The organism is Roseibium sp., assembly GCF_048260565.1.
In the GTDB taxonomy this organism is placed as follows: domain Bacteria; phylum Pseudomonadota; class Alphaproteobacteria; order Rhizobiales; family Stappiaceae; genus Roseibium.
Window position 1 is genome coordinate 24,145 of the sequence record NZ_JBLXGP010000005.1, and the last position, 18,429, is coordinate 42,573.

The following is an 18,429-nucleotide window of genomic DNA, read 5'->3' on the forward strand; positions in this document are numbered from 1 at the left end:
CCGACACAACACTGAAATAAATTGCGGTTACTTGCGAGCATCAAGCGCGCGAGCGCGATTGAAACAGCCACCGTACCGGGAGCCAACAGAGATGAAAATCAAGACCCTTGCCTTTGCCCTGGCAGCAACAACCTGCCTCTCCTCAGCCGCCCTTGCAGACTCTCTCACCCGCGTCGTTACCGTTCCGCTCGGCGCCGAGATTACCGGGATGTACCTCGAAGGCGGCGATCTGTTCTTCAACGTCCAGCATCCGTCGGACGACCTGAAGTCCGATTTCTCGAAGGCAACCGTCGGCGTCATCTCGAATGCCGATTTCTCCGGCAAGGAATCCCCGCTTCCCGAAGGCGATGAAAAGGCGGTCGTCAAATCGTCGCTTGGCACGTACCAGATCCTTCTCCAGGAAGGCGACCTTGACACGGTCGGCAAGATCGAGGGCGCCGGCGGCGTCATCAAGACGTCGAACGATCCGGACTTCAACGGCTTCATCAGGACCGGAGAGAACGAAGGCTATCTCTTCACCAACTGGGAAGACCGCCCGGGTGGCATGTCCCGCGCCAAGCTGTCCCGCGCTGCGGACGGGACGTGGACCGTCGACAAGAACGACGTCCGGATGATCGATTTCACGGCCGTCGGCGGCACCTGGGTCAACTGCTTCGGCAGCGTCAGCCCGTGGAACACGCCGCTGACGTCGGAAGAGCTTTATTTCGACGACACGGCCGACTGGAACAATCCGGATTACAAATACATCGACGGCGTCGATGCCCTGGCCAACTACAAGGGCGAATATCCGAACCCTTATGACTACGGCTACATCGTCGAAATCAAGGACCCGGCCGGCCGCGCCATCCCGGTCAAGCAGATGGCACTGGGCCGCTACAGCCACGAAAACGCCATCGTCATGCCGGACCGGAAAACGGTCTACATGTCCGACGACGGCACCAACGTGGTCTTCTACAAGTTCGTTGCCGACAAGGCGGGCGACCTGAGCTCCGGCACGCTTTACGCAGCAAAGATCACGCAGATGGCGGAACCCGGAACGAAAGCCTCCAAGGCTCCCTTCCAGATTTCCTGGATCGAACTGGCCCATGCCTCCAATGATGAAATCGCGAGCTGGGTCGCCGAGTATGACGGCATTACCAAGGACGATTACAAGGCCGGCGAGACGTCCTACATCTCCGATGCCGAGGTCGCGGCCTGGGCCGAGGGCGAAGCCGACGACAACCGGGTTGCCTTCCTTGAAAGCCGCCGCGCCGCGGCTGCCAAGGGCGCCACTGCCGAATTCCGCAAGATGGAAGGCGTGCAGATCAACCAGGTTGCCGCTGCCGACGGCTCGGTTCCCTTCATGTACATGGCGATGTCCGAAGTCTCCAAGGGCATGGCCGACGACAAGGGCGACATCCAGGTTGCCGAAAACAAGTGCGGCGTGGTCTACCAGATGAAGCTGGACGACAACTTCAACGTCCAGAAGATGACCCCGGTCGTCGCCGGCGGCGCCTATGACAAGAACAACGCGGCCAACGCCTGCGCCACTGACAGCGTCGCCAATCCGGACAACATCGCCGTCCTGGCAAATGGCGACGTGCTGATCGGCGAAGACACCGGCAACCACGAAAACAACGCCATGTGGCTCTGGAAAGCCTCTTCGATGTAAGACGGAAAGCGTCTGTTCGTAACGAGCAATTGAAGGGGGCGCGGCGACCGCCCCCTTCTTGATTTAGAGCATATCCATTGAATGTGGGACGGCTTCAGATGAGACTTGCGACCCTGTCGATTGCCATGCTGGCCTGCCTCGGCGCTGCCGCGGCTGCTATCGCGGCGACACTGAATCTTGAAGGTATGACCACAGAAGAGATCATGACCGCCCGGCCGTCGTCGACCGAGTTGGCCCGTGCCGGCCGCATCTACAATCCGGAAGCGCCGGTCCCGCCCCAGTGCTACACCCGGATCGAGGGCAAATTTAATCCCTGCTACGTCTGCCACCAGAACAACGACGACCCGAAACGTCCCAACTTCATGCAGGACGGCTCCCTGCAGCAGGCCTACGAGTTCTCCGAGGCCGGCCTCACCAATCATCATGTGAACCTCTTCGTCGACCGCAGCGAAGCCGTCGCCGCGATATCGGACGAGGAGATCCTGGCCTATGTCGGCGAGGACAATTACAGCCCCCTGCCCGCACGTCTCGAGGCGCGGAACTGGACCGGCTTCGTTCCCGACCTTGCCGATTACGCGGAAGGGGCTAAGGCCTTCGACGAACACGGCCACGCGCGCGACGGATCGGGCTGGGTGGCATTCAACTACAAGCCCCAGCCGTCGACCTTCTGGCCCACGAACGGCTCCACCGACGATGTCCTGATCCGGCTTCCCGAGGCTTTTCGCTCCTACGCGGACGGCAATCCCTCCCGCGATATCTACACGGCGAACCTCGCCCTTTTGGAAATTGCATTCCAGGATCTTCAAAGCGTCACGCTGCCGGACGTCGACGAGGAAAAGATCGGCGCCGACATAGACGGCAACGGCACGCTTGGACGGACCGGCAAGATCCTGCGCCGGGACACCTATCTGGGTGCGGCCGACGGCGAGCCCCTGACCCGGATGACCTATCCGCAAGGGACGGAATTCATGCATTCGGTCCGCTATGTCGGCGTGGACGGCGACGAGATCGTCATACCGAAGCGGATGAAGGAGCTGCGCTACATGGTGAAGACGCGCAAGCTGACGCTTTCCGAGGCGCGTTCGCGCTATGGCAACGAGCTTCAGGAGAAGATCGACGAAAACCTGCCGAGATACATCGATCTCGGTGACCGGGGCATGGACACCGGCTTCGGCTGGACCATGGTCGGCTTCATCGAGGATGCGGACGGCCACTTGCGCCCGCAAACCAATGAAGAGCAGTTCTTTTGCCGCGGCTGCCATGCGAGCGTGGGTGCGAATATCGATCAGACCTGGGCGTTCCCGCGCAAGAAACGGGGCGCCGATGGCTGGGGCTATATCGACTACCGTGCCATGACCGACGCCCCCAACAAGGGGGAAGAGGTCGGCGAAATCCTGACCTATCTGAAGCGCGTGGGCGGCGGAGACGAGTTCCGTTCCAACACCGAAATGCTGGAACGCTGGTTCTCAGAAGACGGCACGGTGAATGAGGAGGCGGTCGCGGGCAAATCCGTTTACGACCTGATCACGCCGAGCCCGGAGCGGGCCCTGATGCTGGACAAGGCCTACCGAACGATTGTTGCCGGGCAGACGTTTGTCTACGGCCGCGATGCAACGGTCGTTCCGCCCAAAAACGTCCATGCCCGGATCGACGAGGCGACCGCGCCGACGCTGCCACGCGAGCTGCGTTTTCCGCACGACATCCGTCTCGATTGGGGCGTGGACTGAGACAGGAGCTTCAGGGGAAGCCGAGAATTGGGTCCGTACCCTAGATCTGCGACAGCTGGCTCGTCCGGAACAACTCGCAAAAGGTCTCCAGGGTTCTCCGCCTGCAGGCGTGAGATTGTTTATAGGCGCCCGGTCCGTCGCCGCTGACGATTGCCGCCAGGATGTCCCGGTAGGTCTGGACCGTTGCCACGGGAACGCCGCGCAGCCGCAGGAGAACCATACGCCCGCGCCTGACCTGGTCATAAAGCCCGAGCACGACCTTTTCCAGACGCCGGTTCTCGCCCAAAGCCAGCAGCAGCCGGTAATAACCGTCCTCGGCGTCCGCCCAGCTGTCGATATCGTTGCGTTCAAGAGCCATGTCCATGTCCCTGATCAGCTCTTCAAGCTTTTCAAGGTCTTTGGAGGCAATCGTCCGGCTGGCGAGATTGGAGATAGCCAAAGGCTCGAGAGCGCTGAGGATGTCGTAGACCTCCACGAGGTCCTTTGACGAAACGCCGAGGACCCTTACGCCGCGCCTGGGGACCAGATGAACCAGTCCGTCGGCCTCCAGACGGATCAGCGCCTCGCGAACCGGGGTCCGGCTCATGCCGAGCCTTTCGGCGATATCGGGCTCCGGAGCCTGTGAACCCGGGGGGAGCTTGGAATGTGTAATTTCGAATTTGAGACGATCATAAGCATCGTCCACGCGTGTGTTTTTTGATCTTGTGTGCATCAGCGCCGAAGACCCTATCTCAAATGGCATACGAGTACTGTTTCCACGGTTCTGCCCGGCTCCCGCTGACAGTCCCGGAGGATCAGGTTCAAATCAGCCCCCTTCTGACGGGAAAGTCGATATCTATCGTTAAAAATTACAATAGCATTTTATCGGATCGGCGAAATACCCTCGCCGCTGCTTTCCGGAATAGTGTGAAACATGGTTATTTCGAGTAAAGGGCTATGTATTCAAAATACTATACATACAAAAACCCGCAATAAGTCGCGGAAGCCAAACCTAGAATTATGCAGCAATGAAGTGCCGCGCCAAGTTCTCAGAGCTCGACGTTAAGATCTTGAAGCACGCACCCTGAACAGACAGCCGACCGTTCCTGGCGTCGTTTGCGGCAGGCTTCGGTGGCACGATCGAGACGGATTCCGGCTCACATTGGCAAGGGCATCCGCGACGCCTGAATGAATGAGAATTGTTCCAATTTAGCGTCCGGAACGCCGGCGTCGGTCGACCTTGACACCTCTGTGTCCGCTTGCCCGGCGCCCGCAGCCTTAATGACCGCATGCTCCCAGTCCAGCAACTCTTCGAACTCCTGGCATATGGATTCCATGTCCTCAACAAGGCTCAATCCGTTGCTCCAGAAATCCTCCACTCCGTGGGAAGTCGAATCGCCGGAAACGAAAACACGACGCGAATATCTGCTCCGCATACGTTCCAGTTTCGCTCTCGCCGCTTTCGGCCATTGGATCCACCCAAGCGGCGTGCCGGTATCGGATAAATCCCGGGCGACGTTTTCCACCGAACCGCTCAGGAGATATTCAATTCTGCGATACACATACCACGCAAGCATAAGAATGGCGTCGATCACTTGCCCCTGGATTAATGACAGTCCGGGATTCACGAAAGAACCGCTCGGCATCGAAACCGGATTTTCATCGCCCACGATCAGAGGATTTCCGCTCGGTCGACGGAGGCTCCCCTCCAGTTCCAGAACCAGTTGCTGCAAGGATGAATAAAACGCCGAGACGATCTCCTCGGTACAGCGGATGGACACAGGTCCCTGAGAGTCGCCCCGCCCTTCTTTTCTGCCCTCGTACAGAAAATCGAAAATCCGCGACAACTCGGGATCATCGCCTCTCAGCGGCGCATATGGAACGGAAGCAAAAGTGCTGAAAAACAGATGACTGTTCTGCAGGAACCCTTGCCAGATCCGGTCCAAATGCGTGAATGCCCAGACCGTTCCTCCGACATGCACAAATGAACCATTGATCAGTGCCATTCCCTCCCCGGGCTGCAAACGATATCCGTCCATGAGTTGCAGGGTGCGGCGAGCCCAATGAGACGCCGGAATGACGTCACCTGACGAGTAAGACAGGTTTCGAGGTATTTGTGGCGCGTAATTCCGATCCGGAAGAAGCGTGAGCAGTCTTCGATAGAAATCTCCGGAAACGAGAGTGCTCCCGGACGAGATCGAATAGGCCTTCGCAAACGATACGAAAATGCCAAAATCGTTCGGGAAAAAAGTTTTTCCCGGCAAACAATGATTTTCGATCAAATCGCTCTGATAGCGGGAAATATAGTCAGGCGACGGAGCCTGACCTTCCTTATGCCCCGGAAATGTATTCAGACCGTATATTTTCTTGGAGGGGTCGATATTCCGGATAAAAGACGAATATCTTTCATTTACGAGTTCAGCACGATCTCGCAAAAAGTCATCGACTTTGCGTTCTCTGCATGCCGCCACAAAACAGCTCAGTTCTTTACTCGCCTTTGTACGAGGCATAAATCGCTCCACCTATTAGCAACACCGAGAGAATATTTGTAGTCAAATTAAAATCAAAGAGCGAAAACAAGTCATGAATACCATATACGATATTGCTTCTCGGACTGTCCGTGAAAGCAAAAAGATCAACAACAAGCTGCAAAACTTGAAATGAAGCAAGAAACGCCAAAAAGAAGCGAACGACACGTCTGTCAGTCCTGCCAACGAAATAACTTCGCCTCTTTATTCTCGCTTCAACAATAAGATCTCTTCCCTTTATGATTTCTATCAACTTATTAACTTCGAATACTTTGCACATATTCACAAAGTATTTTTTCCGAGTAGACTGAAGAGAAAGATCCACATCAATGAATTCATTCTCCACATAACCAACGAAGTCTTCCATTCTGGAATACCTGACGATCAGTCTCTGAAGTGCTCGCTTGGCCTCTTCGAGGGATATCTGTCTGAAAATATGATTCTGATTGGAATTGAGAACATCGAACAGGCAGAAGTAATATTGCGCGATGCTGGATGAAAAAAGAAACTCATCTATCAGGTGATCGTGGGGAATAAAGCTGGTGCCCACATGAAAAACCGAACCATCCCCTACATGACAGCCTTCCCTGAAGATCTCGTCACACCGTAACACCTTCCTGGCATAGGCTTCATTCTCGATGCCCTGGAGCGAAAACACCCGGTGCGTCCAGAAGCACGCGTTCACGCTCTCGTCCCAATTTGGAAAGGGATGATCGTTGACGTCTGAAAACACCTCGAAGCGCTTTGGCGGCCGCATCAGGCGAACACGTTTGTATTTCTTTTCCACGTCGGAAAGGGCGACCAGAAAATCGGAAACAAATAACTTGTTGATCCTGTTGGAGATAAACTCGCCAACTTCGGAAAATAACAATTCGATATCACAGGGATCGACTTCATGATCCACGGGTTCCAACTCTGTAGAACCGGATACGGACAGAACAGCGATTGTATTATCGTAGAATTCGACAGAAACATGCCCAATGCCGAAACGTGTCAAACCGACTTTCTGAAACTTCGCGTCAAATTCTGCGCTGATCAAATCCAGCATATATTGCGCGTCGATCCTGAGTGTGATGATTGGAGAACTGAACCAGGCAACCTGGTCGTCGTTCAAACTCTTGAACCCTCTCTTGGAGTCGCCAACATCGGCTTCGATCAATTTCACATCGGCGATACAGTCCGGCATTTGAACACGCGCAAGCGCTTCCGCCATTGCCGCCAGAGATCGTTTCTTGTGAATCGAAAACGATTCTGTTTCTAAATTTATAAGAGTGCGAAAAGGCGTGCTTAGTCCAAACTTCACAATAAAGCTCCTGTAGGCGATCACGGAGACCATCAACTGAAATAGCTACCGATAAGTTTCCCCCTCACCTCCTGAACAATCAACCGGGAGCGAAAACCCGCTCAAAGGAAAGTTACAAGAATAATGCAGTCCTGTTTTCACCTTGCCTATCATGTGACCGATCTGGACGAGGCCCGCGCCTTCTATGGCGCTCTTCTGGGGTGCCGCGAAGGCCGCAGCACCGACACCTGGGTGGACTTCGATTTCTTCGGCCATCAGATCTCCCTGCACAAGGGAACCCCGTTCGAGACAACGAACACGGGCAAGGTAGGCGACCACATGGTGCCGATGCCGCATCTGGGCGTCATTCTCGATATGGAGACCTGGGCGGCTTTGGCCGAAAAGCTTGAACAGGCCGGAATCGCCTTCGTGATCCCGCCGACCGTGCGCTTCAAGGGCGAACCGGGCGAACAAAGCACGATGTTCTTCCGCGATCCCTCCGGCAATCCGATCGAGGTCAAGGGCTTCGCCGACACCAGCGGGATTTTCGCATCATGAAGCCGGTCGTCCCAATGATCCTCCGCGCCCAGGAAGACGAACTGGCCCTGTGGGTCCGGCATCTGCCGGCCGCGCTCAAGGACATCGCAACCTTGAAGCCCTTCGATGAACTGTCCGAGGCGGAACGGAACGCAACCGAGGTCGCCATCGTTGCCAACCCGGACCCGAAGGACGTCGCGTCCCTGCCGAACCTGAAGTGGGTGCAGAGCCTTTGGGCAGGTGTCGAACGCCTCGTTTCCGAACTTCCCGCGGACGGACCGCGTATCGTGCGTATGACCGATCCGCAGATGGCGGAGACCATGTCGGAAGCCGTTCTTGCCTGGACCCTGTACCTGCACCGGAACATGCCCCGCTATGCCCGCCAGCAACGCGACCGGGTCTGGCTGGAACATCCGTTGAAACTGCCCGAAGAGCGCACCGTCGGCATTCTCGGCCTCGGGAAGCTCGGAAGCCAGGCGCTCGCCCGCCTGCGGGACCACGGCTTTTCCGTGTGCGGCTGGAGCCGGACGGAAAAACAGTTCGTCGGGGTCGAAACCCACCACGGCGCCGACGGCCTGAAAACCGTTCTATCAAAGTCGGACATTCTGGTTCTGCTCATGCCGCTGACCGCGGAAACCCGCGGACTGATCGATGCGGAAGCCCTGAGCCTTCTGCCGGACGGCGCCTCGCTGATCAATTTCGCCCGCGGACCGATCGTCGACGACGAGGCCCTGCTCGCAGCGCTGGACAGCGGTCGGCTCGATCACGCGGTGCTCGATGTCTTCGTCACCGAACCCCTGCCCGAGGACCATCCCTACTGGTCCCATCCGGGCGTAACGGTCCTGCCGCATATCACCGCTCCCACGATCCCTGCCACCGCATCGCGGATCGTCGCCAGGAATATCGGCGCCTTTCTGGACACCGGTACCATTCCCGACAGCGTCGACCGGAAACGGGGATACTGAGCGAAAAACATCGGCCGAACGCCTTTACTGTCGCACGGTTGTCAAGGAGCCTGCCTAAGAGCCGGGAAACAGGAATATTCCCTTCCCGGACACAGGCACATCCATGACAGACCTCCCCGTCGTCGGCGCGGCAATGACGCTGAAAGACCTTGAAATCCACCGCGACCTGATGTTCGCAAAGCACCGCGATCTGGAACTGCAGGATTTCATTTATGCCGATCTTCTCAACGGCGACTGGCAGTCCGTCGTCGCTCAGGCAAAGAAGCTGCTTGACGGTCATCAGGGCCGGGTCGGCATTCACGGCCCCTTTTGGGGCTTTGCGGTCGACACCATGGATCCGGAGGTCCGCGCCATCGTCAGAAAGCGCCTGCTGCAGGGCCTGGACGTCTGCGAGGCACTCGGCGGCACCCATATGGTCGTGCACAGCCCCTTCACCACCTGGAGCTACAACAATCTCGACAATTATCCGAACGGCCGCGAGCGGCTGGTCGAGCTCTGCCACCTGACCATGAAGGATGCGGTCAAACGCGCGGAAGACATCGGCTGCGACCTGGTGATCGAGAACATCGAGGACAAGGATCCTTACGACCGGGTCCGCCTCGCCGACAGCTTCGGTTCAGACGCGGTCGCGGTGTCCATCGACACCGGACACGCCCATTATGCCCACGGCTCCACCGGCGCTCCGCCGGTCGACTATTACGTCAAGGCTGCCGGCAACCGGCTCCGCCACATCCATCTGCAGGATGCCGACGGTTACGCCGACCGCCACTGGGCGCTCGGTCAGGGCACGGTCAACTGGCAAGCGGTGTTCGAGGCACTTGGGGCCCTGACGAGCAAGCCCCGCCTGATCATCGAGCTGCGCGACCCCGCCGGCATTGGGGCATCCATCGCCCATCTGGAAAGCCTGGGCCTGGCGCAATAAGCGACAACGGGCGTTCCGTTACCCCGCCGTTGCACTCATACCGAGCGCCATCTCCCGGAAACATTCCTTCACGTGGTCGGCAAAGGCGTGCGTGGCTTTGCCCGCATGCGGGTTCTGCGCCAGGATGATGTGGTAGTTGCCGATATCCGGCAGGCCGTGGCGTTCGTCGAGGGCCTGCAGCGGCGGCTCGACCACGCTCGCCGGAAACGGCGCCACGGCAAGATCGGCCAGAAGGGCCGCTTCCTGGCCCGCGCTGTGAAAGCTCGTATAGGAAATCCGGTAGGGCTTTTCCGCCTTGTCGAGGGCAAGCCTCGCCGCCCGCCGCCAGGGGCAGCCGGAGGTGGAGACCGCCAGCGGCACCGGATCGCGTTCATAGGCAACCCCGCCCTCAAGGCCCACCCAGATCAGCGGCTCTGTGAAGACGATTTCTCCTTCCTTCAGCAGCTCGCTGTCCGGACGCGCGGTGTAGAGAACGAGGTCGAGTTCGTCGTTCCTCATTTTCCGGGCAAGCCCGGGACTTGCGTCAAGGTCCACGTCCACATTCACCCCCGGATGGGAACGGGCGAATCGGGACAGGAAATTGGGCAGAAACCGGGTGCCGAAATCGGACGGCGCGCCGAACCGGACTTCGCCTTCCACATCCGGCGAACGGAACAGGCTGACGGCTTCCTCATTCAATTTCAGGATACGACGGGCATATCCAAGCAGCGCTTCGCCCTCCGGAGTCATGCGCACAGCGCGACCCTCCCGTGAAAAAACCGCAACTCCCAATATGGTTTCCAGTTTCTTAATCTGCATCGAGACGGCCGATGGCGTACGCCCAACCAGCTCGGAAGCCTTTGTAAAGCTTGATGTTTCTGCAATCGTAAAGAAGGTGCGATAGAGATCGAGATCGATCAGCGGAGCGCCCTGGCTCGGTACATTTTCCATGTCGGCAGGCCTGTTTTATTCAGTTCAATATTTTTGATCGAAATCATGAATACAATTCGTTTGATTGAAAGGCAATGGGCGCCCATATACGAGGCAAGCGGCCAACTAATTAGGCAACCGCCTCCCGAAAACCACAGATCGAACCACAGGTTAGGAAACGCCATGACCTATCTGGCACAAATCCTCGGCAGCACCCTTCTGGGCGTCTTCTCCTCCTATGCGCCGGCTCAGAACGGCACCATGGGCCAGGTTCCGAGCAAGCAGTCCGCCAAGGGCCGGAAATAAGACGTCAGCCCGGGCCCCTTCCCGGCACCGTTTTACGGCAGAAATGAAAACCGCCCGATGCAGTCCGCATCAGGCGGTTTTTCTTTTGTGCTGAACGAATTCGCAGACCAGTCTTCGAAACGTCTTTCTGCGCCCTATTTCCCGCGCTTGTTCATCGCCGCCGCAAGCGCCGCGGCCATGGCGTTGTTACCGCCGCCGGACTCGCCACGTGGTCCGTTTCCGCGCGGGGCGTTGCCGCCGGGCTTAGGTCCGCGTCCGCCCGGGCCCGTGCGGTCCGGCCGTCCCCCGCCCCTGCGCTCGTCGCGGCCACGCTCGTTCTGGCGCTCTTTCTGCCCCTGGTAATCGGCCTGGGACTTCATGGTCATGGAGATGCGCTTGCGCGGCACGTCCACCTCCAGGATCGTCACCTTCACGATATCGCCGGCCTTGACCACCTTGTGCGGGTCGTCGACGAAGCGGTCGGCGAGCTGGGACACGTGGACCAGCCCGTCCTGATGCACGCCGACATCGACGAAGGCGCCGAAATTGGTGACGTTGGTGACCGTGCCCTCCAGCTTCATCCCCGGCTTCAGGTCGGAGATTTCCTCAACCCCGTCCTGAAGGGCGGCGGTCTTGAATTCCGGGCGCGGATCACGTCCGGGCTTTTCCAGTTCGGAGATGATGTCCTTCACCGTCGGCAGGCCGAAGCGCTCGTCGGTGAACTCCTTCGGGTCGAGCCCGCGCAGCAGGCTGTTGTCGCCCATGATCTGCCGCACGTCCCGGCCGCAGGCCTTCACGATGCGTTTCGCGAGCGGATAGGCTTCCGGGTGAACGGAGGACGCGTCGAGCGGATCCTCGCCGTCGTTGATGCGCAGGAACCCGGCGCAAAGCTCGAACGCCTTGGCACCCAGGCGCGGCACGTCCTTCAATTGCTTGCGGCTGGTAAAGCGGCCGATGGAGTCGCGATGCTCCACCACGGCCTTGGCAAGGCTGTCGGACAGGCCGGAAATCCGGGTGAGCAGTGCCGGTGAGGCCGTGTTCAGATCGACGCCGACCGCGTTCACGGCATCTTCGACCACCGCATCGAGCGCGCGGGCGAGCCGGGTCTGGTTGACGTCGTGCTGATACTGGCCGACGCCGATGGACTTCGGTTCGATCTTCACCAGTTCCGCCAGCGGATCCTGCAGGCGCCGGGCGATGGAGGCCGCCCCGCGCAGGGAAACGTCCACGTCCGGCATTTCCTTCGCCGCGAGTTCGGACGCGGAATAAACGGAAGCCCCGGCCTCATTGACGATCACCTTCACCGGCCGGCTGGCAGGCGGAATGTCGGTAAGCACATCGGCGGTCAGGCGGTCGGTCTCCCGGCTCGCCGTGCCGTTGCCGATGGCGATCAGTCCGACCTTGTGCTTGGCGATCAGCGCCAGCAGCGCGGCCCGGCTGCCGGCCACATCGTTCCTCGGCTGGAACGGATAGATGGTCGTCGTGTCGATGAGCCTGCCGGTCTCGTCCACGACCGCCACCTTGACCCCGGTGCGGATGCCCGGATCGAGACCGAGGGTCGCCTTCGCACCGGCGGGAGCCGCCAGCAGCAGATCCTTCAGGTTCCGGGCAAAGACCTGGATCGCTTCCTCCTCGGCTTTTTCGCGAAGATCGCCCATCAGGTCGAGTTCGATGTGAAGCGCGAGCTTCACCTTCCACGCCCAGCGCGCCACATCCATCAGCCACTTGTCGGCCGGTCGCCCCCTGTCCGCAATGCCGTAGGTATCGGCGACCATCTTTTCCGCTGGCTTCACCGGCGAGACATCGTCCGCATCGACGGTCAGGTCGACCGACAAGATACCTTCGTTTCGGCCGCGGAACAGCGCCAGCGCCCGGTGGCTCGGGATCTTCGACAAGGGCTCTGAATAGTCGAAATAATCGGCGAATTTTGCGCCTTTTTCGCTCATGCCATCGATCAGTTTAGATTGCACCACGCCGCGCTCGCTGACATGGGAGCGCAGGCGGCCCACCAGTTCGGCGTTTTCCGCAAACCGCTCCATCAGGATCTGGCGCGCTCCGTCGAGCGCCGCCTTGGTGTCCTCGACACCCTTTTCCGCATCGACATAGCCGGACGCTTCCGCTTCCGGGTCCTTCATCGGATCTCCGAGAAGCAGATCCGCCAGCGGTTCCAGACCGGCCTCGCGCGCGATCTGCGCCTTGGTGCGCCGCTTTTTCTTGTAGGGCAGATAGAGGTCTTCCAGCGTCGCCTTGGTGTCGGCGGCCGCGATGGACGCCGCCAGCTCGTCGGTCAGCTTGCCCTGCTCATCGATCGATTTCACGATTGCGGCGCGCCGGTCTTCCAGCTCGCGCAGATAGATCAGCCGCTCTTCCAGCTTGCGCAATTGGGTGTCGTCGAGCCCTCCGGTTGCTTCCTTGCGGTAACGGGCGATGAAGGGAACCGTCGACCCCTCGTCGAGCATCGTCACCACCGCATTGACCTGTGCCGGCTGGCAGGCGATCTCGTCGGCGATCCTGCGCGCAATGCGCAGAGCGGTATCAGCGCTCGTTGCCTGCGGGTGTGCAGCAGGGGCAGAGGAACTCATGGTGACGTCCGACATTCAAACATTCCCAAACGCGTTTCAGGGCTGGCGACGATAGTGCCGCCAATGACGGCGATAAAGAGACTGAATCCGTGATCCACGAAGAAATCGAGAAACGGCCTTCGATTTTTTTTGAATCGCGCCGAAACTTTTTCCCGGCCCTCTCCGTAACTGCTCCCCGATTGCCGAAACGCGCAATCGAAAACAGAGGAGAAGACAATGACCGTTTCACTGAAATCCATTGCCCGCGCCAGCGTTGCCGCATCGATCCTGGGTTTGGCCGCCCTGCCCGCCTTTGCCGAAAAGACCGTCGAGGTCGGAGGCGCGCCGATGTATCCGTCGAAGAACATCGTCGAGAATGCCGTCAATTCGAAAGACCACACGACGCTGGTCGCCGCCGTAAAGGCCGCCGGCCTGGTCAAGACGCTCGAAGGCGAAGGCCCCTTCACCGTCTTCGCCCCGACCAACGAGGCCTTTGCGAAATTGCCCGACGGCACGGTCGACATGCTGCTGAAGCCGGAAAACAAGGACAAGTTGACCAAGATCCTGACCTGCCACGTGGTGGCGGCCGACGCCATGTCCGATGCGATCAAGACAATGATCGCCGATGACGGCGGTGCGCACCCGGTCAAGACCGTCGGCGGCTGCGTCTTCACCGCGAAGATGATGGACGGCAAGATCGTCCTCGAGGACGGACAGGGCGACATGGCCCATGTCACCATTCCGGACGTCGATCAATCCAACGGCGTCATTCACGTCATCGACACGGTCCTGCTTCCGGCAAGCTGACCCCCGGATACCTGACCCGACAGACAGCCCGGCCGATATTTCGGCCGGGTTTTTCTTGTTCTCCAATCCCGATTGCAGAATGTCCGATCACTCCGCCTTGACGAGCTGCCCCGAATAAACGACCGGTCCCGTCGGCAACCCGGTCGGCGAGCCGCCTTCCGGCTCCACACTGATCGCAATCGCCGAACCCTCGCGGGCATAATCCGCGCGGTTCGCCGGGTGCAGGGATGTCGTCGATGCCTTTGCATCGACAAGACCGAGCGAGACCGGCGCTTCCGTACCATCCGCCACGTACCAGACTTCCAGGCTCTTGCCCTGTGGCTGTTCAGCGGCAAGGCTGCGCACCTTGACGACGCCTTCCGCCGGGTCGACGGACACGATCAGAGCCGGCAGCTCGCCGCCCCGGTTGACCACCGCCACATAACGCTGGTCGGCGGCCGGGTTGAAAACCCGGTCCGAAATCCCGGAAAACACAACGAAGCCCGCCAACCCGGCGGCCAATGCTCCGGCCGCAACTGCCGTCCTGCGCCAGAACGCGAGACGCCTGGTGAGATCAATCACTTCTGCACCACCACTGCCTGAGACAGACGCCTGCATTTCGCGGGCGAGGGATGCCTCGATATTGCGCCAGGCAAGATCGGGCGGCGTTTCCGGCGCAGTGGCATCGGACAACGGAGACAGGCGATCTTCCCAGCGGCGCACCGCTTCCGCGAAAGCCGGATGGGCCGCAAGCAGACGCTCAGCCTCGGCCCGCTCGAACGGGTCGAGCGTTCCAAGAACATATTCGCCTGCCAGACCTTCCAGATCCTCAGGCAAGGGCGTTTGCTCTGTCATTCGCGGTCCATACACTCTTTCAGGCGCATCAGGCCGCGCCTCAGCCAGGTTTTGATCGTCGCCTGCGGCATGTCGTAGGCTTTCGCCAATTCTTCGCGAGAATAGCCGTCGCAATAGGCCTGAACAACGCAGCCCCGCAGTGCCTCCTCCAGCTCGCCGAGACAGCCCCGCAGCGTCTCCCGATGGACCGGATCCACCTTTGCGTATCGCTCATCCGCGATCCGCTCCAGGGGGTCGTCTCCGTCGTCGGACACATCAAGAGGCCGCTCGCGCCGCTGGCGCAAGACATCGATTGCCGTATTGCGGGCGATCGCGGCCATCCACGTGACCGGTCGTCCACTCGCAGCTTCATACCGGTCCGCGTTCCGCCAGATCTTCAGGTAGGTTTCCTGCAGAACCTCCGAAGCACTGTCCCGGTCTTTCAAGATACGGAGAATGATGCCGAAAAGTTTCGCGCTGGTCGCGGAATAAAGGTTCTGGAATGCGGCACGATCTCCACCCGATATGCGGGCGAGCAAGTGTTCCAGATCGGCCTTGGCGTCAGATTGCTGCACGCATGCCCCTTTTCGCTTCGGGACAGCATCAGGGTTTCTGCCGTTAGGTCAAGTAGACTTGTCCATTGTCCGATCACCTTGTGATGATCACGACTTCGACCCGCACAGGCGATCTTGCCGGCGATCCCGCGCGCAGTGCGCAGGATGGTTTCCGCATCTGCCGCTCGACGGTCTGCTGTGCAGAGAAAAAGCCGAAACCGAACGATCTGCATCAAATACCGTATGATGCGTCCGGCGCACTCGGCTATCACGTAATAATCCGAATGTTCGATTGGGGAGGACACATGTCCGGCGCGGTAGACGAAATCATCTTGCACAATTACCCGCAATCGCCGGTGGCCGAGAAGGTCCGTGTCGGCTTCGGCATCAAGGGGCTGTCCTGGCGTTCGGTGGAGATCCCTCGCCTGCCGCCCAAGCCGATGCTTGTCAAACTGACCGGCGGCTACCGCCGCACCCCTGTGATGCAGATCGGCGCCGACATCTATTGCGACAGCCAGGCGATCCTGCGTGAACTGGAACGCCGCCACCCCTCACCGGGCTTCTTCCCCACCGGAGACGAAGGCCTGCTGTGGAGCCTGAGCCGCTGGACCGACGGCGCGCTGTTCGATCTCGCCGTCAAGATCGTCCTGGGCTCTGCCGGCGAGAACCTGCCGAAGGATTTTGCCGAGGACCGTGGCCGGCTTTATCTGGGACCGGACTGGGCGGAAGGCCTCAAGGCTGCCAATGCGGAACTGCCTCATCTGGTCGCGCAATTGCGCACGCAGCTGGCCTGGCTCGAACAGCAGCTCTCCGACGGCCGCCCCTTTCTCCTCGGCGAGGCCCCGTCCGCCATCGACGCCCAGTTCTATCACGTGATCTGGTTCGTCCATGGCCGTTGGAAAGAGAGCATTCAGCTCCTGTCGGAATTCACCCAAGTACTGCGCTGGGAAGAAAACGTCGGCAAGATCGGCCACGGCACCATGACCGGAATGTCGGCAGAAGACGCCATTGGCCGCGCTCGCCAGTGCATGCCGCTTGAATGCGATCCTGCAACAGGCAACGACCCGCAGGGCCTCAAGGCCGGAATGTCCGTTGTGATTTCGCCGGATGTCGACGGCGGCGAACAACCGGTCGAAGGTATTGTGGCCGCTGCCAGCGCCGACACGATAACCCTGCATCGCACCGATCCGGACGCCGGCGATATGCATGTTCATTTCCCACGCGCGGGTTACAAGGTCGAGGTGGTCTGAAGCGTACTTACCGCACCACGGTGATGCGCTCGGCCGCACGGGTCACCGCCGTGTAGAGCCAGCGGTCCTTGTGTTCGCGGAAGGCCCAGCTCTCGTCGAACAGCACCACGTCGTCCCACTGCGAGCCCTGCGCCTTGTGCACGGTCAGCGCATAACCGTAGTCGAATTCTTCGGCCTTTCGGCGGATCGCGTAAGGGATCTGTTCCGCGCCGTCCTCGAACATGGCCGGCAGAACCTTGACCTTCACCACCTGCTTCGCGCCGATGTCGTCCTCAGGGATGACATCAAAACGCAGCGTGTTGCCCTGCGGCGTGCGCAGGCGCTTGACGGTCCACAATCCGCCGTTCAGGAGGCCCTTGGTCTTGTCGTTGCGAAGGCACACCAGCTTGTCGCCGACGGCGGGCATCGGCGTGGTGAACTCCTTCAGTTCCCGGATACGGCCATTGTAGAGCCGGCGGGTCTTGTTGGTGCCGACCAGAACCTGGTCGGTCGACAGGATCTGGTCCTTGTCGATATCGCGCCGGTGAATGACCCGGCTCTCGCCGTAGTCGCCGTAATCGAGCTTGCCGCCCTCGCGGATATCCATGGACATGCGCACGATCGGATTGTCCTGCGCCTGGCGGTGCACCTCCGTCAGCATCACGTCCGGCTCGGCTTCGGTGAAATAGCCGCCGCCCTTGACCGGCGGCAACTGCGCCGGATCGCCGAGCACCAGCACCGGCGTGCCGAAGGAGAGCAGATCCCTGCCCAGTTCCTCGTCCACCATGGAGCATTCGTCGATGACGATCAGCTTGGCGGTCGCCGCCGCGCTGTCGCGCTTGATGGCGAATTGCGGACCGGTGTCGTCCTCGTCGTCATCCGTGTCCTCTTCCTCCTTGGCGGCGCGCGGCCGGTAGATCAGCGAATGGATCGTGCCCGCATCCGCGCAGCCCTTCTGGCGCAGCACATGGGCGGCCTTGCCGGTGAAGGCGCCGAAACAGACGTCACCGTCGATGCCCTCGGCAAGATGGCGCGCCAGCGTGGTCTTGCCGGTACCTGCGTAACCGAACAGGCGAAACACCTGCCGATCGCCGCGCTTCAGCCAGCTTGCCGTTTCCGTCAGCGCCTTGTCCTGTTCCGGCGACCACGCCATCAACTGATTCCCGTTTCGTTCTCGTCCGGTTCGTGCATAGCGTGATTTCGCGAAAGTGGCTATGGGGGGAGTGAAAATCGGTCTGGTGAAGAGCAGATTTCCAGGCATAGTCCGCAGGCCGGAACAGGCATCCATCGGTCGGGACGCTTCCCCGGCGGCCAGCTTTCTGTCATAGAAATGGGATGAAGACCCTGTTCCCCTTGTCCCTGTTCCTGTCCGTCGCGATGCCGCTGCCCCTGCAGGCACAGACGCCGAACCTGCCCGCCTGTGCGGCCAGCGGTGCATCTTCGGTCTTCATCAACGGAAGGCCGGCGCTCAGGCTCTCGGATGTGGCGACCTGTCCGGAAGGCATGTTCGAAATCGTGCCGGGGATCTTCGTCGAAGGCGAACCGGCCGTTCGCTTCGCCTCACCTACGGAAAACTGCGCTGTGGGCGGTTCCGCGGATGTGCTTGTCGGCGGCGCTCCCGCGGGCCGCGCCGGCGATGCGGCCTGCCCGCCCAAATAGAAGCAGCCGGCTTAGCCTCGC

17 protein-coding genes are annotated in these 18,429 nt (G+C 59.9%); 9 read left to right on the forward strand and 8 right to left on the reverse strand.

Annotation, left to right across the window (positions count from 1 at the left end; translation table 11 throughout):
- Window positions 1-91 precede the first annotated feature (91 nt).
- On the forward strand, window positions 92-1,651 hold the full coding sequence (locus ACN0SO_RS12910; RefSeq protein WP_417678279.1) for an alkaline phosphatase PhoX: 1,560 nt from the start codon (window positions 92-94) through the stop codon (window positions 1,649-1,651).
- Window positions 1,652-1,749: 98 nt separating this feature from the next.
- Window positions 1,750-3,378 carry a hypothetical protein gene (locus ACN0SO_RS12915; protein ID WP_417678281.1) on the forward strand — a complete coding sequence of 543 codons (1,629 nt, stop codon included), beginning with the start codon at window positions 1,750-1,752 and terminating at the stop codon, window positions 3,376-3,378.
- Between the two features lie 40 nt (window positions 3,379-3,418).
- On the opposite strand, the gene ACN0SO_RS12920 is transcribed toward ACN0SO_RS12915, so the two are convergent.
- The 3 genes from ACN0SO_RS12920 to ACN0SO_RS12930 form a co-directional block, all read right to left on the reverse strand.
- Window positions 3,419-4,120, reverse strand: a complete 702-nt coding sequence (locus tag ACN0SO_RS12920) for a GntR family transcriptional regulator (RefSeq protein ID WP_417678283.1) — start codon at window positions 4,118-4,120, stop codon at window positions 3,419-3,421.
- A 394-nt stretch (window positions 4,121-4,514) separates the two neighbouring features.
- Window positions 4,515-5,867 (reverse strand): aromatic amino acid lyase, encoded by a 1,353-nt coding sequence (locus tag ACN0SO_RS12925; protein ID WP_417678285.1) that lies wholly within the window; start codon window positions 5,865-5,867, stop codon window positions 4,515-4,517.
- Window positions 5,845-7,188 (reverse strand): hypothetical protein, encoded by a 1,344-nt coding sequence (locus ACN0SO_RS12930; protein WP_417678287.1) that lies wholly within the window; start codon window positions 7,186-7,188, stop codon window positions 5,845-5,847. The genes ACN0SO_RS12925 and ACN0SO_RS12930 overlap by 23 nt, the downstream gene beginning before the upstream one ends.
- Window positions 7,189-7,311: 123 nt before the next feature.
- Here ACN0SO_RS12930 and ACN0SO_RS12935 point away from each other — a divergent pair, with 123 nt between their 5' ends.
- The 3 genes from ACN0SO_RS12935 (at window position 7,312) to ACN0SO_RS12945 (ending at window position 9,591) form a co-directional block, all read left to right on the forward strand.
- Window positions 7,312-7,725 (forward strand): VOC family protein, encoded by a 414-nt coding sequence (locus ACN0SO_RS12935; protein WP_417678289.1) that lies wholly within the window; start codon window positions 7,312-7,314, stop codon window positions 7,723-7,725.
- On the forward strand, window positions 7,722-8,669 hold the full coding sequence (locus ACN0SO_RS12940; RefSeq protein WP_417678291.1) for a 2-hydroxyacid dehydrogenase: 948 nt from the start codon (window positions 7,722-7,724) through the stop codon (window positions 8,667-8,669). The genes ACN0SO_RS12935 and ACN0SO_RS12940 overlap by 4 nt, the downstream gene beginning before the upstream one ends.
- 103 nt (window positions 8,670-8,772) lie before the next feature.
- Complete coding sequence (locus ACN0SO_RS12945) at window positions 8,773-9,591, forward strand: sugar phosphate isomerase/epimerase family protein (protein WP_417678293.1); 819 nt, start codon at window positions 8,773-8,775, stop codon at window positions 9,589-9,591.
- An 18-nt stretch (window positions 9,592-9,609) separates the two neighbouring features.
- Here the strand turns inward: ACN0SO_RS12945 and ACN0SO_RS12950 are convergent, their stop codons facing one another.
- Complete coding sequence (locus ACN0SO_RS12950) at window positions 9,610-10,521, reverse strand: LysR substrate-binding domain-containing protein (RefSeq protein WP_417678295.1); 912 nt, start codon at window positions 10,519-10,521, stop codon at window positions 9,610-9,612.
- 162 nt (window positions 10,522-10,683) lie between these two features.
- Here ACN0SO_RS12950 and ACN0SO_RS12955 point away from each other — a divergent pair, with 162 nt between their 5' ends.
- Window positions 10,684-10,806: a hypothetical protein gene (locus ACN0SO_RS12955; protein WP_417678297.1), complete on the forward strand. Its 123-nt coding sequence runs from the start codon at window positions 10,684-10,686 to the stop codon at window positions 10,804-10,806.
- 134 nt (window positions 10,807-10,940) lie between these two features.
- On the opposite strand, the gene ACN0SO_RS12960 is transcribed toward ACN0SO_RS12955, so the two are convergent.
- Window positions 10,941-13,382 (reverse strand): Tex family protein, encoded by a 2,442-nt coding sequence (locus tag ACN0SO_RS12960; RefSeq protein ID WP_417678299.1) that lies wholly within the window; start codon window positions 13,380-13,382, stop codon window positions 10,941-10,943.
- A 201-nt stretch (window positions 13,383-13,583) separates the two neighbouring features.
- Here ACN0SO_RS12960 and ACN0SO_RS12965 point away from each other — a divergent pair, with 201 nt between their 5' ends.
- Window positions 13,584-14,153 (forward strand): fasciclin domain-containing protein, encoded by a 570-nt coding sequence (locus ACN0SO_RS12965; protein ID WP_417678301.1) that lies wholly within the window; start codon window positions 13,584-13,586, stop codon window positions 14,151-14,153.
- An 87-nt stretch (window positions 14,154-14,240) separates the two neighbouring features.
- Here ACN0SO_RS12965 and ACN0SO_RS12970 read toward each other — a convergent pair whose 3' ends face one another.
- The gene (locus ACN0SO_RS12970) at window positions 14,241-14,987 is read right to left on the reverse strand and encodes an anti-sigma factor domain-containing protein (RefSeq protein WP_417678303.1); all 747 of its coding nucleotides are present in this window, start codon (window positions 14,985-14,987) and stop codon (window positions 14,241-14,243) included.
- Window positions 14,984-15,541, reverse strand: a complete 558-nt coding sequence (locus tag ACN0SO_RS12975; RefSeq protein ID WP_417678305.1) for a sigma-70 family RNA polymerase sigma factor — start codon at window positions 15,539-15,541, stop codon at window positions 14,984-14,986. Before ACN0SO_RS12975 ends, ACN0SO_RS12970 begins: the two co-directional genes overlap by 4 nt.
- A gap of 284 nt (window positions 15,542-15,825) precedes the next feature.
- On the opposite strand from ACN0SO_RS12975, the gene ACN0SO_RS12980 reads away from it, so the two are divergent.
- Window positions 15,826-16,770: a glutathione S-transferase family protein gene (locus ACN0SO_RS12980; protein ID WP_417678307.1), complete on the forward strand. Its 945-nt coding sequence runs from the start codon at window positions 15,826-15,828 to the stop codon at window positions 16,768-16,770.
- A 7-nt stretch (window positions 16,771-16,777) separates the two neighbouring features.
- On the opposite strand, the gene ACN0SO_RS12985 is transcribed toward ACN0SO_RS12980, so the two are convergent.
- Window positions 16,778-17,902 carry an ATP-dependent DNA helicase gene (locus ACN0SO_RS12985; protein WP_417678309.1) on the reverse strand — a complete coding sequence of 375 codons (1,125 nt, stop codon included), beginning with the start codon at window positions 17,900-17,902 and terminating at the stop codon, window positions 16,778-16,780.
- 182 nt (window positions 17,903-18,084) lie between these two features.
- On the opposite strand from ACN0SO_RS12985, the gene ACN0SO_RS12990 reads away from it, so the two are divergent.
- On the forward strand, window positions 18,085-18,408 hold the full coding sequence (locus ACN0SO_RS12990) for a PAAR domain-containing protein (RefSeq protein ID WP_417678311.1): 324 nt from the start codon (window positions 18,085-18,087) through the stop codon (window positions 18,406-18,408).
- Window positions 18,409-18,429: the final 21 nt, after the last annotated feature.

What these genes read in the sequence shown, in the direction of transcription:
- ACN0SO_RS12955 (WP_417678297.1), top strand. Translation starts at nt 10,684, where the DNA reads ATGACCTATCTGGCACAAATCCTCGGCAGCACCCTTCTGGGCGTCTTC.
- ACN0SO_RS12940 (WP_417678291.1), top strand. Translation starts at nt 7,722, where the DNA reads ATGAAGCCGGTCGTCCCAATGATCCTCCGCGCCCAGGAAGACGAACTG.
- ACN0SO_RS12950 (WP_417678295.1), bottom strand. Translation starts at nt 10,521, where the DNA reads ATGGAAAATGTACCGAGCCAGGGCGCTCCGCTGATCGATCTCGATCTC.
- ACN0SO_RS12915 (WP_417678281.1), top strand. Translation starts at nt 1,750, where the DNA reads ATGAGACTTGCGACCCTGTCGATTGCCATGCTGGCCTGCCTCGGCGCT.
- ACN0SO_RS12985 (WP_417678309.1), bottom strand. Translation starts at nt 17,902, where the DNA reads ATGGCGTGGTCGCCGGAACAGGACAAGGCGCTGACGGAAACGGCAAGC.
- ACN0SO_RS12910 (WP_417678279.1), top strand. Translation starts at nt 92, where the DNA reads ATGAAAATCAAGACCCTTGCCTTTGCCCTGGCAGCAACAACCTGCCTC.
- ACN0SO_RS12925 (WP_417678285.1), bottom strand. Translation starts at nt 5,867, where the DNA reads ATGCCTCGTACAAAGGCGAGTAAAGAACTGAGCTGTTTTGTGGCGGCA.
- ACN0SO_RS12920 (WP_417678283.1), bottom strand. Translation starts at nt 4,120, where the DNA reads ATGCCATTTGAGATAGGGTCTTCGGCGCTGATGCACACAAGATCAAAA.
- ACN0SO_RS12945 (WP_417678293.1), top strand. Translation starts at nt 8,773, where the DNA reads ATGACAGACCTCCCCGTCGTCGGCGCGGCAATGACGCTGAAAGACCTT.
- ACN0SO_RS12965 (WP_417678301.1), top strand. Translation starts at nt 13,584, where the DNA reads ATGACCGTTTCACTGAAATCCATTGCCCGCGCCAGCGTTGCCGCATCG.
- ACN0SO_RS12970 (WP_417678303.1), bottom strand. Translation starts at nt 14,987, where the DNA reads ATGACAGAGCAAACGCCCTTGCCTGAGGATCTGGAAGGTCTGGCAGGC.
- ACN0SO_RS12980 (WP_417678307.1), top strand. Translation starts at nt 15,826, where the DNA reads ATGTCCGGCGCGGTAGACGAAATCATCTTGCACAATTACCCGCAATCG.
- ACN0SO_RS12935 (WP_417678289.1), top strand. Translation starts at nt 7,312, where the DNA reads ATGCAGTCCTGTTTTCACCTTGCCTATCATGTGACCGATCTGGACGAG.
- ACN0SO_RS12990 (WP_417678311.1), top strand. Translation starts at nt 18,085, where the DNA reads ATGAAGACCCTGTTCCCCTTGTCCCTGTTCCTGTCCGTCGCGATGCCG.
- ACN0SO_RS12960 (WP_417678299.1), bottom strand. Translation starts at nt 13,382, where the DNA reads ATGTCGGACGTCACCATGAGTTCCTCTGCCCCTGCTGCACACCCGCAG.